The sequence below is a fragment of the Halomonas nitroreducens genome (assembly GCF_003966155.1).
GTDB lineage: Bacteria > Pseudomonadota > Gammaproteobacteria > Pseudomonadales > Halomonadaceae > Halomonas > Halomonas nitroreducens.
The window spans coordinates 133,080-148,237 of the sequence record NZ_RXNS01000009.1 but is presented as its reverse complement, the minus strand read 5'-3'; the positions used below and the strand labels follow the sequence as shown (position 1 = coordinate 148,237).

At 68.6% G+C, this 15,158-nt stretch carries 16 protein-coding genes; 14 read left to right on the top strand and 2 right to left on the bottom strand.

The annotated features are described in order from the left end of the window. Nucleotide 1: 1 nt before the first annotated feature. Nucleotides 2-214, bottom strand: coding sequence for a 50S ribosomal protein L31 (rpmE, locus tag EKG36_RS10995; protein ID WP_126483998.1), 213 nt, complete (start codon nt 212-214; stop codon nt 2-4). Between the two features lie 144 nt (nt 215-358). Between rpmE and EKG36_RS10990 the strand changes: the two genes are divergently transcribed. The 13 genes from EKG36_RS10990 (at nt 359) to tatC (ending at nt 13,115) form a co-directional block, all read left to right on the top strand. Beyond that, complete coding sequence (locus tag EKG36_RS10990; protein WP_126483995.1) at nt 359-2,602, top strand: primosomal protein N'; 2,244 nt, start codon at nt 359-361, stop codon at nt 2,600-2,602. 243 nt (nt 2,603-2,845) lie between these two features. Next, nucleotides 2,846-4,531 carry an arginine--tRNA ligase gene (gene argS, locus EKG36_RS10985; RefSeq protein ID WP_126483993.1) on the top strand — a complete coding sequence of 562 codons (1,686 nt, stop codon included), beginning with the start codon at nt 2,846-2,848 and terminating at the stop codon, nt 4,529-4,531. A gap of 3 nt (nt 4,532-4,534) precedes the next feature. Beyond that, nucleotides 4,535-5,275, top strand: a complete 741-nt coding sequence (locus EKG36_RS10980; RefSeq protein WP_126483991.1) for an SPOR domain-containing protein — start codon at nt 4,535-4,537, stop codon at nt 5,273-5,275. Between the two features lie 272 nt (nt 5,276-5,547). After that, nucleotides 5,548-6,066: an ATP-dependent protease subunit HslV gene (gene hslV, locus EKG36_RS10975; protein ID WP_126483989.1), complete on the top strand. Its 519-nt coding sequence runs from the start codon at nt 5,548-5,550 to the stop codon at nt 6,064-6,066. A gap of 2 nt (nt 6,067-6,068) precedes the next feature. Next, the gene (hslU, locus tag EKG36_RS10970; protein ID WP_126483987.1) at nt 6,069-7,391 is read left to right on the top strand and encodes an ATP-dependent protease ATPase subunit HslU; all 1,323 of its coding nucleotides are present in this window, start codon (nt 6,069-6,071) and stop codon (nt 7,389-7,391) included. Nucleotides 7,392-7,514: 123 nt separating this feature from the next. Next, the gene (locus EKG36_RS10965; RefSeq protein WP_126483985.1) at nt 7,515-7,898 is read left to right on the top strand and encodes a gamma-butyrobetaine hydroxylase family protein; all 384 of its coding nucleotides are present in this window, start codon (nt 7,515-7,517) and stop codon (nt 7,896-7,898) included. 332 nt (nt 7,899-8,230) lie between these two features. After that, nucleotides 8,231-8,986, top strand: a complete 756-nt coding sequence (gene ubiE, locus EKG36_RS10960) for a bifunctional demethylmenaquinone methyltransferase/2-methoxy-6-polyprenyl-1,4-benzoquinol methylase UbiE (RefSeq protein ID WP_126483983.1) — start codon at nt 8,231-8,233, stop codon at nt 8,984-8,986. A 7-nt stretch (nt 8,987-8,993) separates the two neighbouring features. Beyond that, complete coding sequence (locus tag EKG36_RS10955; protein WP_126483981.1) at nt 8,994-9,635, top strand: ubiquinone biosynthesis accessory factor UbiJ; 642 nt, start codon at nt 8,994-8,996, stop codon at nt 9,633-9,635. Then, nucleotides 9,632-11,254 carry a ubiquinone biosynthesis regulatory protein kinase UbiB gene (gene ubiB, locus EKG36_RS10950; RefSeq protein WP_126483979.1) on the top strand — a complete coding sequence of 541 codons (1,623 nt, stop codon included), beginning with the start codon at nt 9,632-9,634 and terminating at the stop codon, nt 11,252-11,254. Before EKG36_RS10955 ends, ubiB begins: the two co-directional genes overlap by 4 nt. Nucleotides 11,255-11,281: 27 nt before the next feature. Then, nucleotides 11,282-11,617, top strand: coding sequence for a phosphoribosyl-ATP diphosphatase (locus EKG36_RS10945; RefSeq protein ID WP_126483977.1), 336 nt, complete (start codon nt 11,282-11,284; stop codon nt 11,615-11,617). A 53-nt stretch (nt 11,618-11,670) separates the two neighbouring features. Next, nucleotides 11,671-11,925, top strand: coding sequence for a Sec-independent protein translocase subunit TatA (gene tatA, locus EKG36_RS10940; protein ID WP_126483975.1), 255 nt, complete (start codon nt 11,671-11,673; stop codon nt 11,923-11,925). A gap of 6 nt (nt 11,926-11,931) precedes the next feature. Further along, the gene (tatB, locus tag EKG36_RS10935; RefSeq protein WP_126483973.1) at nt 11,932-12,342 is read left to right on the top strand and encodes a Sec-independent protein translocase protein TatB; all 411 of its coding nucleotides are present in this window, start codon (nt 11,932-11,934) and stop codon (nt 12,340-12,342) included. Further along, nucleotides 12,339-13,115, top strand: coding sequence for a twin-arginine translocase subunit TatC (gene tatC / locus EKG36_RS10930; RefSeq protein WP_126483971.1), 777 nt, complete (start codon nt 12,339-12,341; stop codon nt 13,113-13,115). The genes tatB and tatC overlap by 4 nt, the downstream gene beginning before the upstream one ends. A gap of 167 nt (nt 13,116-13,282) precedes the next feature. Here the strand turns inward: tatC and elbB are convergent, their stop codons facing one another. Then, on the bottom strand, nt 13,283-13,945 hold the full coding sequence (gene elbB, locus EKG36_RS10925) for an isoprenoid biosynthesis glyoxalase ElbB (protein WP_126483969.1): 663 nt from the start codon (nt 13,943-13,945) through the stop codon (nt 13,283-13,285). Between the two features lie 204 nt (nt 13,946-14,149). Here elbB and hemB point away from each other — a divergent pair, with 204 nt between their 5' ends. Beyond that, nucleotides 14,150-15,157, top strand: a complete 1,008-nt coding sequence (gene hemB, locus EKG36_RS10920) for a porphobilinogen synthase (protein ID WP_126483966.1) — start codon at nt 14,150-14,152, stop codon at nt 15,155-15,157. The last annotated feature ends 1 nt before the right edge of the window (nt 15,158 follow it).

The following is a 15,158-nucleotide window of genomic DNA, read 5'->3' as shown; positions in this document are numbered from 1 at the left end:
ATCAGCGCTTGAGCGCGGCACCGAAACGCTTGTTGAAGCGCTCGACGCGGCCACCGGTAGTCGCCTGCTTCTGCTTGCCGGTATAGAAGGGATGGCACTGCGAGCAGACGTCCAGGGACAGGTCCTGGCCGGCGGTGGAGCCCACTTCGAAGGTGGCGCCGCAGGAGCAGGTCGCGCTGACCGTCTTGTAATCCGGATGGATACCTTGTTTCATCTTGAGCCTCGTTGAGCTGTATGCCGCCACCTGATCTGCTGCCAGGCACCGCATACGGGTTGTCTGAACGTTCAAACCGGTCGCCCGCGCCCCTTGGGCGGCGCGGCGGCGAATTATTCTAGCAGAGCCGCCTGCGGAGGCCAATTGTCCGATACATCCTCCCGGCCCGCCCCTCGCGTGCTGGGCGTTGCCGTCCCCTCGCCGTTGCGCCGCCTGTTCGACTACCGCCCCGGCGGTGATCCGCCGGCCGGTGGCTGGCAGCCGGGACTGCGAGTGCGGGTGCCGTTCGGGCGGCGCCAGGTGGTCGGGGTAATCCTCGAATGCCGCGATGACAGCGCCCTGCCGCTGGCCACCCTCAAGCCCGTCGACGCCTGCCTGGACGATGCCCCCCTGCCGGAGGACTGGCTGTGGCTGTGCCGCTTCACCGCCCGCTACTACCAGCATGCCCCCGGTGACACCCTGCACCAGGCGATGCCCGCCCTGCTGCGTCAGGGACGGGCCCTCGAGGCCCGCACCCGGGAACGCTGGCGGGTAACCGCCTCCGCCGCCCAGGAAGTGCCCCCCGGCCTCGCCCGGGCCCCGCGCCAGGCCGAGCTGCTGGCCATGCTACGCCAGCACCCTCACGGCCTGGTCACCCAGGCCGTGCTCGCTCAGTCGTTCAGCCGTGACCAGCTCAAGGCGCTGGTCGACAAGGGGCTTGTCGAGCGCCTCGAGGAGCCACGGACCGCCACGCCGGCCGGCCAGGCCGGGCCGCTGCTGGCCGAGCCGGCCCTGCCGCTCCAGCGGGAGCAGGCCGCCGCCCTGGCGGCGCTGCACGAGCAGCTCGACGCCTTCCACCCCTGCCTGCTGCATGGTGTCACCGGCAGTGGCAAGACCGAGGTCTATCTGCAGCTGATCGAGGCCGTGGTGGGACGGGGACGCCAGGCCCTGGTGCTGGTGCCGGAGATCGGTCTCACGCCCCAGACCCTGGCGCGCTTTCGCAGCCGTTTCCGGGTGCCGGTGGTCGCGCTGCACTCCGGGCTCACCGACCACGAGCGCCTGGATGCCTGGGAGGCCGCCGCCAGCGGCCGCGCGCCCATCGTCATCGGCACCCGCTCGGCGATCTTCACGCCGCTGGCCCGCCCCGGGGCGATCATCGTCGACGAGGAGCACGACGGCTCCTTCAAGCAGCAGGAGGGATTGCGCTACCACGCCCGGGACCTGGCGGTGGCCCGCGCCCACCGCCACGGCATCCCGCTGGTACTGGGCAGTGCCACGCCGTCGCTGGAGACCTTGCAGCGGGCCCTGGCCGGGGACTATCGCCACCTGCGGCTGACCCAGCGCGCCAGCCGCCATCCCCCAGCGCGTCTGGAACTGGTCGACCTGCGCGGCCGCCCGCGCCGCGGGGGGCTGATCCCACCGGTCATGGAGGCCATCGAGTCGACGCTGGCCGCCGGCCACCAGGTGCTGGTGTTCATCAATCGTCGTGGCTTCGCGCCGACCCTGGCCTGCCATGCTTGCGGCTGGATGGCCGAGTGTGACCATTGCGACGCGCGCATGACCCTGCACCGCCAGCCGCCGCTGCTCGCCTGCCACCACTGCGATCGCCGCCGGGCCCTGCCTGACGCCTGCCCGGACTGCGGCAGCGCCGACCTGCGCCCCTTGGGCAGCGGCACCGAGCGCACCGAGGAAACCCTGGCCGAGCGCTTTCCCGAGACCCCCGTCTATCGCATCGACCGCGACAGCACCCGCCGTCGCGACGCCCTGGAACAGACCCTGACCGAGGTACGACGCGGGGCGCCCTGCCTGCTGGTGGGCACCCAGATGCTGGCCAAGGGCCACCACCTGCCGCACGTGACCCTGGTGGTGGTGGTCAACGCCGATGCCGGCCTCTACGCGAGCGACTTCCGCGCCCTGGAGCACAGCGCCCAGCTGCTCGAGCAGGTGGCCGGCCGCGCCGGGCGAGCGGCCCATCCCGGCCGGGTGCTGGTGCAGACCCTGCATGCCGACGATCCCAACCTGCGCCTGCTGGCGGCCCGCGGCTACGACGCCCTGGCCGAGCAGTTGCTGGAGGAGCGCCGCGCAGCACTGCTGCCGCCCTTCCGCCACCTGGCCCTGCTCCGCCTGGAGAGCCCCCGGGAGCCGGCCGTCAGCGAGCTTGGCGGCCGCGCTGCCGCGGCCTTGCGCGAGCATCTCGCGCAGCGCGGGCTGGAGGTGGACTGCCTGGGGCCGGTGCCGGCGCCCATGGAGCGCCGCCAGAACCGCTATCACCTGCAGGTCATGCTCGGTGCCGAGAAGCGCAGCCGGCTCCACGAGGCCGGCGCCTGGCTCACCGCCTGGCTAGAGGCCGAGCCGGCGGCACGCCGGGTTCGCTGGTCGCTGGACATCGATCCCCAAACCCTCAGCTGAAAGCTGAAAGCTGGAAGCTGGAAGCTGGAAGCTGGAAGCTGGAAGGCAATAGTTTTCCTCCAAAGCCCGCGTCTTGGGCTTTTCTTCCAGCTGTAAGCTTACGTCCGCGAAGCGGACGATCTTCCAGCTCGCGACGAAGCCGCGGGCAGGGTTTAAAGCCCGCACGCAATTGTCGATAATGTGCGGCCAAATGCCCGCCGACGGGCGACAGACACGCCCGCGCCACAGGACATCAGACTCCCCATGAAAGACACCATCATCTCGCTGCTGGAAGCTGCCCTGGACCAACTCAAGCGCCAGGGCGTGCTGCCCTCCGAGCTTGCCCCGACCATCAAGGTCGACCCTACCCGCGACAAGGCCCACGGTGACTACGCCACCAACCTGGCGCTGGCGCTCGCCAAGCCCGCCGGCAAGAAGCCCCGCGAGCTCGCCGAGGCCCTGGTCGCGGCCCTGCCGGCAAACGACGCGGTGGCCAGGGTGGAGATCGCCGGCCCCGGCTTCGTCAACTTCTTCGCCGCTACCGACGCTGCTGCCCAGGTGGTGCGCCAGGTTCTCGACAACGGCGACGCCTTCGGCCGCAGCCTCACCGGCCAGGGCCAGAAGGTGCAGGTGGAATTCGTCTCCGCCAATCCCACCGGCCCGCTGCACGTCGGCCATGGTCGCGGCGCAGCCATCGGCGACTGCCTGTGCCGCCTGCTGGAGGCCACCGGCCACGACGTCACCCGCGAGTTCTACTACAACGACGCCGGCGCCCAGATCACCAATCTGGCGCGCTCGGTCCAGGCACGCGCCAAGGGCATCGATCCCGAAGACGCCGGCTGGCCCGCCGACGGCTACCGCGGCGGCTACATCATCGACGTGGCCAACGCCTACCTGGCCCGCGAGGCGGTCCATGCCGACGACCGCCACGTCACCGCCAAGGGCGACCCCGACGACCTCGACGCCATCCGCGACTTCGCCGTGGCCTACCTGCGCCGCGAGCAGGACCTCGACTTGCGCGCCTTCGGCGTGGAGTTCGATGTCTACTTCCTCGAGTCCTCGCTGTACCGCGACGGCAAGGTAGCGGCCACCGCGGCCCGCCTCGCCGAGCGGGGCCATACCTATGAGCGCGAGGGCGCCACCTGGCTGCGCACCACCGATTTCGGTGACGACAAGGACCGGGTCATGCGCAAGTCCGACGGCGACTACACCTATTTCCTGCCCGACGTCGCCTACCACCTCGACAAGTGGCAGCGCGGCTTCACCACCGTGATCAACGAGCAGGGCGCCGACCACCACTCCACGGTGACGCGGGTGCGTGCCGGGCTGCAGGCCCTGGAGGCCGGCATTCCCGAGGGCTGGCCGGACTATGTGCTGCACCAGATGGTGATGGTCACCCGCTCCGGCGTGGAGGTGAAGCTTTCCAAGCGGGCCGGCAGCTACGTCACGGTGCGCGACCTGATCGACGAGGTGGGCCGCGATGCCACCCGCTTCTTCCTGGCCGCCCGCCGCGCCGACTCGCAGCTGACCTTCGACATCGACCTGGCCCGCTCCCAGTCCAACGACAACCCGGTCTACTACGTCCAGTACGCCCATGCCCGGGTCTGCAGCATGCTGCGCAAGGCCGAGGCCGAGGGCCAGCCCTTCGACCATGCCCAGGCCATGGCGAGCCTGGCGCTGCTCGACGCCGACCAGGAGAAGACCCTCCTCAATCGCCTGGCGCGCTACCCCGAGGTGGTCGAGCATGCCGCCGCTGCCCGGGAGCCCCAGCAGATCGCCCAGTATCTGCTCGACCTCGCCGCCGAGTTCCATACCTGCTACAACGCGGTGAAGGTGATGGTCGAGGACGACGCCCAGCGCAACGCCCGCCTGGCGCTGGGCCTGGCCACCCGCCAGGTGCTGCGCAACGGCCTGGACCTGATGGGTGTCGGCGCCCCCGAGGAGATGTAATCCATGGCCAGCCGCAAGCCCCCCGCCAACCGCAAGCGCGGCGCCACCAGCAGCAAGCGTCGCCCGGCCAAGCCCCAGCGGCGTGGACTGCCCGGCTGGCTCTGGGGGCTCGCCGGCATGGTCGCCGGTTTCTTGATCTCCCAGCACCAGCATGGCACCGCGCCCTGGCAGGACGGGCCGGTCTCGCCGCTGGCCACGGTCGTGCCCAAGCCCCCCGCCTCTGCCGACGGGACAAGCGGCGGGGAAGACCCACCGGCGCCGGACGAGCCGCGCATGCCGACCTTCGAGTTCTATACCCTGCTGCCCGAGTCGGAAGTGATCGCCCCGGGTGGCCAGGTGCCGGATTCCACCGCCACCCCGCCGCCGAGGCCGCCCGAGGCCGAAACCGACGAGGAGCAGGCCCGGCCGGCGGCCGCGGCGGACGACCCCATCGCCCAGGTGATCGCCGCCAACAGCGCTCCCGCCGAATCGACCGCCGAGCCGGCTTCGCCCCCCGATGCCGGGGACGGCAAGCGCTACGTGCTGCAGGCGGCGTCCTTCCGGGCCTCCGGCGATGCCCGCCGCCTGGCCAGCCGCCTCCAGGACTTCGGCCTGCTGGCCAAGATCAGCGAGGTCCAGACCGGCGACGGCGCCACCTGGCACCGGGTCCAGGTGGGTCCCTACAGCGACCGCCGCGAGCTCAACCGCGCCCAGGACCTGATGGTCACCCAGGGCATCGAGCCGCTGCTGATCCAGCTGCAATGATGCCTTGGCACGGTTGAATTCCCGACCGGGCGCCCGCACCTCCCCTGAAGCTCATTCACGGCGCCGCCCCTCGCGGCGCCGAAAAGGGAATCGCTGCACAAATCGACGAGCGGAGTGAAGCGCAAGGCGCACGGAGCGGAGAAACCGGAGCATAGGCAAGCGATATGTGAGGATTTCGAGCACCGCGCAACGCAGCGATTCGCCCGCGCAGGCATCTGTGGAGCGTTTCCAAAGTCATCGGGAGTCTTCGTCTCCCTCAAGGAGTCCCCTCCATGACCACGATCGTTTCCGTGCGTCGCGGCGACCAGGTGGCCCTGGCCGGCGACGGCCAGGTCTCGCTGGGCAACACCGTGATGAAGGGCAACGCCAGCAAGGTGCGTCGCCTCTACCGCGGCCAGGTGCTGGCCGGCTTCGCCGGCGGCACCGCCGATGCCTTCACCCTCTTCGAGCGCTTCGAGGCCCAGCTCGAGAAGCACCAGGGCAACCTCACCAAGGCCGCCGTGGAGCTGGCCAAGGACTGGCGCACCGACCGCGCCCTGCGCCGCCTGGAGGCGCTGCTCGCCGTGGCCGACAAGCACGCCTCGTTGATCATCACCGGCAACGGCGACGTGGTGGAGCCCGAGCGCGGCATCATCGCCATCGGCTCCGGTGGCAACTTTGCCCAGGCCGCGGCCCGCGCGCTGCTCGAGAACACCGAACTGCCGGCCCGCGAGATCACCGAGAAGTCGCTGGAGATCGCCGCCGACATCTGCGTGTTCACCAACCACAACGTCACGCTGGAAGAGCTCTGACCATGACCCGGATGACCCCCCGCGAGATCGTCCACGCCTTGGACCAGTACATCATCGGCCAGCAGGACGCCAAGCGCGCCGTGGCCATCGCCCTGCGCAACCGCTGGCGGCGCATGCAGCTCGACGGCGAGCTGCGCCACGAAGTCACGCCCAAGAACATCCTGATGATCGGCCCCACCGGCGTGGGCAAGACCGAGATCGCTCGCCGCCTGGCCAAGCTGGCCGGCGCCCCCTTCATCAAGGTCGAGGCCACCAAGTTCACCGAGGTGGGCTACGTGGGCCGTGACGTGGAGTCCATCGTCCGCGACCTCACCGAGGCCGCCATCAAGCTGGTCCGCGAGCAGGCCAAGGACGAGGTGCGCCATCGCGCCGAGGACGCCGCCGAGGACCGTATCCTCGATGCCCTGCTGCCGCCACCCCGCGGCCAGGAGGACCAGCCCCGCACCGAGAGCTCGACCCGCCAGGCCTTCCGCAAGAAGCTTCGCGAGGGCGACCTCGACGACAAGGAGATCGACATCGAGGTGACCCAGCAGGGCCAGGGCATCGACATCATGACCCCGCCGGGCATGGAGGAGATGACCAACCAGCTGCAGAGCCTGTTCTCCAACATGGGCAAGCAGAAGACCGAGACCCGCCGCGTGGCGGTGCGTGATGCCTTCGCCCTGCTGCGCGACGAGGAGGCCGCCAAGCTGGTCAACGAGGAGGACATCAAGCAGCGGGCCATCGAGGCCGTCGAGCAGAACGGCATCGTCTTTCTCGACGAGATCGACAAGGTCGCCAAGGGCAGCGGCCAGTCCAGCGGCGGCGAGGTCTCCCGGGAGGGCGTGCAGCGCGACCTGCTGCCGCTCATCGAGGGCTCCAGTGTCTCCACCAAGCATGGCATGGTGAAGACCGACCATATCCTGTTCATCGCCTCCGGCGCCTTCCACCTGTCGCGCCCCTCGGACCTGATTCCCGAGCTGCAGGGCCGGCTGCCGATCCGCGTCGAGCTCGATGCCCTGACGCCGGACGACTTCAAGCGCATCCTCACCGAGCCCTCCGCGGCCCTGACCCGCCAGTACGAGGCACTTCTCAAGACCGAGGAGCTCGAGGTCGTGTTCACCGAGGACGGCATCGAGCGCATCGCCGAGATCGCCTGGAAGGTCAACGAAGGCACCGAGAACATCGGCGCCCGCCGCCTGCACACGGTGATGGAGCGCCTGCTGGAGGAGGCCTCCTTCAAGGGCTCCGACATCGGCAGCCCGCTGACCATCGATGCCGCCTACGTCGACTCCCAGCTCGGCGAGCTGGCGATGGACGAGGATCTGTCGCGGTATATCCTGTAACCCAGCTATAAGCTGTAAGCTTGAAGCTGGAAGAACGCCGCTTCGCGGCGAAGGCTGGAAGACTCGAACTCACTTCGGGGTTAACTTCCGGCTTCCGGCTTCAAGCTCACCGAAGGTGCTTTTATGTCCGCCCCCATCCCTACCAAGGTGCACTATCACAAGCAGGACCGGGAGCTGGAGCTGACCTACGCGGGCGGCGAGAGCCACCGCCTCTCGGTGGAATACCTGCGGGTCTTCTCGCCCTCCGCCGAGGTACGCGGCCACGGCCCGGATTCCGCCACCCTGCAGGTCGGCAAGAAGCACGTCGGCCTGGCCAATATCTCCCAGACCGGCCGCTATGCACTCAAGCTGCACTTCGACGACGGCCATGACAGCGGCCTCTACAGCTGGGACTACCTGTATGACTTGATTCAGCACCGGGAGACCAACTGGGCCGACTACCTGAGGCGCCTCGAGCAGGCCGGAGCATCCCGGGAGCCACTCGGCATCGAGATCAAGCAGCTATAGGCTGCTGACCGACAGACGCCGGGGACGGGTCGCAAAGAGAGCCTACGCCATGGGTGAGAGGACTCCTCCGAACGGGATGGCCAGCACCGGACCTGCAGGCGATGCGCGACGCGAGAGCGCCGCCGGGCGTCGGTAGCCGCCCCAGGATGGATGTACAGCGCCCCTCGCCGGCCTGTCGTCGGATCCGACGCGAGCCGCTATTCGATCATGCAAGCCCTGAGCGTCGGGACCCACGTCAAGACAAGGGTCACTGGAGGACGCTACAATGGCGCCCCATCGGCGCGGCCCCGGCCTCGCCTCCCATGTGCAGCTGACTCGGGAGCCTCCCCCGCATGACCCCCAGCGACAAGCGCACCACCCACTTCGGCTACCAGGAAGTCCCGGTCGAGGAAAAGGCCTCCCGCGTGGCCCATGTCTTCCACTCGGTGGCGTCCCGCTATGACGTGATGAACGACCTGATGTCCTTCGGCATCCACCGCCTGTGGAAGCGCCTGACCATCGAGCGCGCCGGGGTGCGCCCGGGTCACAGCGTGCTGGACATCGCCGGCGGCACCGGCGACCTGACGTGGAAGTTCTCGCGGCTGGTCGGGCCGCGAGGGCGCGTGGTGCTCGCCGACATCAACGAGTCCATGCTGCGGGTCGGCCGCGACAAGCTGCTCGACCGGGGCGTGGGCGGCAACGTCGAGTACGTCCAGGCCAATGCCGAGACCCTGCCGTTTCCCGACAACACCTTCGACTGCATTACCATTGCCTTCGGCCTGCGCAACGTCACCGACAAGGACGCCGCCCTGCGCTCCATGGCCCGGGTGCTCAAGCCCGGCGGCCGCCTGCTCGTGCTGGAGTTCTCCAAGCCCGGCAACCCGCTGCTGACCCGCGCCTACGACGAGTACTCCTTCCGCCTGCTGCCGCGCATGGGCGAGCTGGTCGCCGGCGACGCCGACAGCTATCGCTACCTGGCCGAGTCGATCCGCATGCACCCCGACCAGGAGACCCTCAAGGGCATGATGGAGGCCGCCGGCCTGGAGCGCGTCGAGTATACCAATCTCACCGGGGGCGTCGTCGCCCTGCACCGCGGCATCAAGCTGTGAGGTCGTGATGGCGCTGACACCGACCCTGCTGCTGGGTGGCCTGGAACGCACCCTCAACGCCCTGCTTGCCCGCGACCCCGCCGCCCCCGCGCGCCTCGCCCGCCTGGCGGGACAGCGCATCCTGCTGCGCCTCGAGCATCCGCCACTGGCGCTGGCCGTGCACTTCCACCCCCAGGGCCTGGACCTGCTGCGCCAGGACGAGGCACCGGAGGAGGCCTACGACGCGGTCGTCGAGCTCGATACCGAGACCCTCGGCGAACTGCTCGGCGGGGCCTCGGTGGAGCGGCTGATGTTTCAGGGCAAGCTGGCGGTGCGTGGCCGCATTCACCTGCTGGAGGCCGCCCGGGACCTGCTGCTGGACCTGGACCTGGACTGGGAGGGCGAGCTGGCCCGCTGGCTCGGCGACATTCCGGCCCATAGCCTGGCCGAGGGCGTGCGCAGCCTGGGCCGCTGGGGCCTGCGCACCCGCCAGGAGCTGTGTGCCGACGTCTCGGAATATGTCTTCGAGGAGGCCCGGCTGCTGCCGGGCCGCCACCAGCTCGAGATCTTGCGCGACCACCTCACCGAACTGGAGATCACCACCGACCGCCTCGAGGCCCGCCTCGAGCGCCTGCGCCGGCGACTGACGGGCCAGGAGGGCCGCGCATGATCCCGCGGCTGCTGCGCATCGGCTGGGTGATCACCCGCTACCGCCTCGACACCCTGCTGCCCCTGGAGCGCCTGCCCTGGTGGCTGCGCCTGGTGCTGACCCTGTCGCCGCTGCGCCTGGTGCCCATCGGGCCCCGCCCCCGGGGAGAGCGCCTGCGCCTGGCCCTGGAGACCCTGGGGCCGATCTTCGTCAAGTTCGGCCAGGTGCTGTCGACCCGCCGCGACCTCTTCCCCGAGGACATCGCCGACGAACTCAGACGCCTGCAGGACCAGGTCCCGCCCTTCCCCGGGCGCGAGGCCCGAGCGCTGGTCGAAGAAGAACTCGCCATGCCGCTGAGCGAGGCCTTCGCCGACTTCGCGCCCGAGCCGCTGGCCTCGGCCTCGGTGGCCCAGGTGCATGCCGCCCGCCTGCACGGAGGCGAGGAAGTGGTGGTGAAGATCATCCGCCCGGGGATCGAGCGGGTGATGCGCCAGGACATGGCGCTCATGTACCGGGTCGCCGGCCTGCTGGCCCGCATCCCCGAGGCCCGTCGGCTGCGCCCCGTGGAGGTGGTGCGTGACTACGAATCGACGCTGTTCGACGAGCTCGACCTGACCAAGGAAGCCGCCAATACCTCCCAGCTCAAGCGCAACTTCAAGGGCTCGCCGCTGCTGTTCGTGCCGGCCATCCACTGGGAGCTGACCCGCCGGCGGGTGATGGTCCAGGAACGCATCCATGGCGTGCCGGTGGCCGACACCGTGGCCCTGGCGGCCCAGGGCACCGACCTCAAGAAACTCGCCGAGCGCGGCGTGGAGATCTTCTTCACCCAGGTCTTCCGCGACAACTTCTTCCATGCCGACATGCATCCGGGCAACATCTTCGTCTCCCGGGAAACGCCCTGGGACCCCCAGTACATCGCCATCGACTGCGGCATCGTCGGCAGCCTGACCCGGGAGGATCAGGACTACCTGGCCCGTAACCTGCTGGCCTTCTTCCACCAGGACTATTACGAGGTGGCGGCCCTGCACATCGAGTCGGGCTGGGTCGGCGAGGATACCCGGGCCAACGAATTCGCGGCGGCGGTACGCACCGTCTGCGAGCCGATCCTCGAGAAACCCCTCAAGGACATCTCCTTCGGCCAGGTGCTGCTGGGCCTGTTCCAGACCGCGCGGCGCTTCAACATGGAGGTCCAGCCCCAACTGGTGCTGCTGCAGAAGACCCTGCTCAACATCGAGGGCCTGGGCCGCCAGCTGTATCCGGACCTGGACCTCTGGGCCACCGCCAAGCCCTACCTGGAACAGTGGATGAAGGAGCGAGCCGGCGCCCGGGGCTTCTGGGAATCGCTCAAGCGCCAGGCACCGGAACTCTCCCGCCAGCTGCCTGAACTGCCGGTGCTGGCCCACCAGGCCCTGGCCCGGGCCGAGCATGGCCATCACCAGCATCGCCGCCAGGCCGAGGCGGTCGGGGCCATCCGCCGCCAGCTCGACCGCCAGGACCGACGTCAGCGCCGACTGCGCCTGGGCCTGCTGCTGGTGGCGGTGGCACTCGCCTGGCAACCGCTGGTCGAATGGACAGGTGGCCAACCCTGGCCGGTGCTCGGCGCCGCGGCGCTGGGTGGCCTGTTGCTGGCGTGGAACTGACGATCCCCTGTAATGGAACCTACTCCCATGAGTGATATTCTCGACCGCCTCCATGATGTGCTTGAGCAGCGCCGCCAGGCGGCCCCCCAGGACTCCTACGTGGCCAGCTTGCATGACAAGGGCTTGAACAAGATACTCGAGAAAGTCGGCGAGGAAGCCACCGAGACCCTGCTGGCGGCCAAGGATGCCGAGGCCGGTGACGCCGACCGGCACCAGGCAGTGATCGCCGAGACGGCCGACCTGTGGTTTCATAGCCTGGTGATGCTCTCGCACCTGGGGCTCGACCACCATCAAGTGCTCGACGAGCTCGCTCGTCGGTTCGGCCTCTCCGGCCATGACGAGAAGGCCGCGAGGCAACGTTAGTCCGCATCGACCGTTCCGGGCGTGGCCCGGGACCCGAACCAGAGGAAATCTCTATGTTAGGTGGTATCAGTATCTGGCAGCTGCTGATCGTGCTCGGCATCATTATCCTGATCTTCGGCACCAAGAAGCTGCGCAACGTCGGCGGCGACCTGGGCGGGGCCGTGAAGGGCTTCAAGAAGGCCATGAACGACGAGGACAAGACCGAGGAAGCCGACAAACCCCAGGCCCAGGTGCGCCACGACGACGAGGGTCAGACCTACGACGTCAAGGCCGAGCAGAAGCCCGAGGAACAGGAAGAGCGCAAGTAAGCCGCCATGTTCGACATCGGCTTTCTCGAACTGTTGATCATCGGCGTGGTAGGCCTGCTGGTGCTGGGACCCGAGCGCCTGCCCAAGGCCGCCCGGACCCTGGGCCTGTGGATCGGCAAGATCAAGCGTACGGTCTCCGGCATGCAGCGCGAGATCAGCGCCCAGCTCGAGGCCGAGGAGCTGCGCCAGAAGCTCGACGAGCAGCAGAAGAAGCTCGACGAGGGCCTCGACCGGGTCAAGCGTGACGTGGAGGGCATCGCCGACACGCCTCCCCGGGACCCCGCCAAGCCCTCCGCCGAGGAGGCTCCGTCCTCGCCGCCGCCCGAGCAGCGCCTCGACGATGCCCTGGCCAGAGCCCGCGAGACGGCCGCCGATGAGCCAGACGCCGACGCCCACAAGGATTCCGCCGCGCGATGAGCCACTCCGACGACTCCCGGGACCCCGGACAGGCCCAGGCCCCGCTGATCGAGCACCTGATCGAGCTGCGCTCGCGGCTGATGCGGGCCGTGGTGGCCATCCTGGTGATCTTTCTCGGGCTCTATGCCTTCGCCAACGACATCTACGGCTTCGTCGCCGAACCCCTGATGGCGCTGCTGCCGGAAGGCTCCCAGATGATCGCCACCGAGGTCGCCTCGCCCTTCCTGGCGCCCTTCAAGCTGACCCTGGTGGTGGCGGTGTTCATTGCCGTGCCCTACGTGCTCCACCAGGCATGGTCCTTCGTGGCACCGGGGCTCTATGACAACGAGAAGGCTCTCGCCCTGCCGCTGCTGGCCTCCAGCGTGGCGCTCTTCTATGCCGGAGCCGCCTTCGCCTACTACGTGGTCTTCCCGCTGCTGTTCCAGTTCTTCACCCAGACCGGGCCGGAGAACGTCGCGGTGATGACCGACATCAACCAGTACCTGAACTTCGTGCTCAAGCTGTTCTTCGCCTTCGGGGTGGCCTTCGAGATCCCCATCGCCACCTTCCTGCTGATCCTCAGCGGGGCGACCACGGTGGAGAGCCTGTCGAAGAAGCGCCCCTACGTGGTGCTCGGCTGCTTCGTGGTCGGCATGCTGATGACGCCGCCGGACGTGGTCTCCCAGAGCCTGCTGGCGGTGCCCATGTACCTGCTCTACGAGGTCGGCCTGTTGTTTGGCCGCCTGGTGCGCCGCAAGCGCGAGGCGGATGCCGCCGACGAGGACGAGGCGTAAGCTCGAAGCTCGAAGCTCGAAGCTCGAAGCTCGAAGCTCGAAGCTCGAAGCTCGAAGGCAAGCTAAAGCAGAGCGCCTCCATGGCAAAGCCATGGAGGCGCGGTTCTTCCGGCTTCACGCTTATCGCTTACGGCGCCCGGGCGAAGCCGGAGCACCGGACCGCCGGGTCAGAGATCCATCAGCTCGTCGAGGCGATCGACCAGCTTGAAGATGCCGGTGGCCGCCTCGCCAATGCGGGTGGCCAGCATGTAGGCCGGTGTGGTGACGACGCGGTGCTCGAAGTCGACTACGATATCCTCCACGCTGCAGCTGCGATGCAGGCCGCCCATGCTGCTGATCGCCCCGGCCACGCCTGGATCATGGCCGATGGTCACGGCGATGCCCGGCCCCAGCAGGCGCGGCACCATCACTGGTGCGATGCACATCAGGCCGATCGGCTTGCGATCCTCGTGGAAGGCGGCCAGGGCCTCCACCAGGTCGCCCTGAATCACCATGTCGGCGCCGGCCTCGGCGAAGTTGGAGAGGTTCTTGGCCGCGCCGAAGCCGCCCGGCAGGATCGCCGCATCGAAGGCGTCCGCATCGAGTTCGGTCAACGGCTCGATCTCGCCCCGCGCCAGGCGCGCCGATTCGACCAGCACGTTGCGCCGCTCGCCGTCGACCACTTCGCCGTTGCGATGGTCGATGACATGCTGCTGGTCGATGTCCGGCGCGAAACAGCGGTAGCCGATGCCCAGCTGGTCGAGCCGCAGCAGGGTCAGGGTCGTCTCGTAGATCTCCGAGCCATCCTGCACGCCGCACCCCGACAGAATGACTGCCACCTGTTTGCTCATGTCCTTCTCCTCGAACGCATCCTGCCGATAGGCGACAGGGCCGGTAAACGTGAAGCCACCACTTTAGAGAGTCGCCCGGGGTGCGACAAGGCGCGTGTTCCGGCGCCCGGTCACGCTGATATACTCGGGACATTGTCATCGTATTGTCATCCCCGGCCACCAGACTCATCGCTGGCGGCCCTGGTCCGTTTCGGAGAAGATGCCTTGAGTTTCACGACCTCTCGCCAGTATCCCGCCACCCGCATGCGTCGCATGCGCCGTGACGACTTCTCGCGCCGTCTCATGCGCGAACACACCCTGACCGCCGCCGACCTGATCTGGCCGGTGTTCGTGGTCGAGGGCGAGGGGCAGCGCGAGGCGGTGCCATCGATGCCCGGCGTGGAGCGGCTGTCGCTGGACCTGCTCATCGAGGAGGCTCGCGAGGCCCATGCCCTCGGCATCCCGGTAATGGCGCTGTTCCCGGTGGTGGATCCCGCGCTGAAGAGCGAACTGGCCGAGGAAGCCTACAGCGCCGGCGGGCTGGTCCAGCGTAGCGTGCGGGCCCTCAAGGCGGCCGTGCCCGGGCTCGGCATCATGACCGACGTGGCTCTCGACCCCTACACCAGCCATGGCCAGGACGGCATCCTGGACGCCGATGGCTATGTACAGAACGATCGCACCGTGGAGACGCTGCTCAAGCAGGCGCTGTCCCATGCCGAGGCTGGTGCCGACATCGTCGCGCCCTCGGACATGATGGACGGACGCATCGGCGCCATCCGCCAGGTGCTCGAGCAGGAGCAGTTGCACAACACCCGTATCATGGCCTATAGCGCGAAGTATGCCTCACGCTACTACGGCCCCTTCCGCGATGCCGTGGGCTCCGCAGCGAACCTGGGACGCGCCGACAAGGCCACCTACCAGATGGACCCCGCCAACGGCGACGAGGCCCTCCAGGAGGTCGCCCTCGACCTCGCCGAGGGCGCCGACATGGTGATGGTCAAGCCGGGCATGCCCTACCTCGACGTGGTGCGCCGCATCAAGGAGGAGCTCCGGGTGCCGACCTTCGCCTACCAGGTCAGTGGCGAGTACGCGATGCACATGGCCGCCTTCGACAACGGCTGGCTCGACGCCGACAGTGTGATGCTCGAGTCGCTGACGTGCTTCAAGCGCGCCGGTGCCGACGGCATCCTGACCTATTTCGCCAAGCGGGCGGCCAGACTGCTCGCCGACTAAC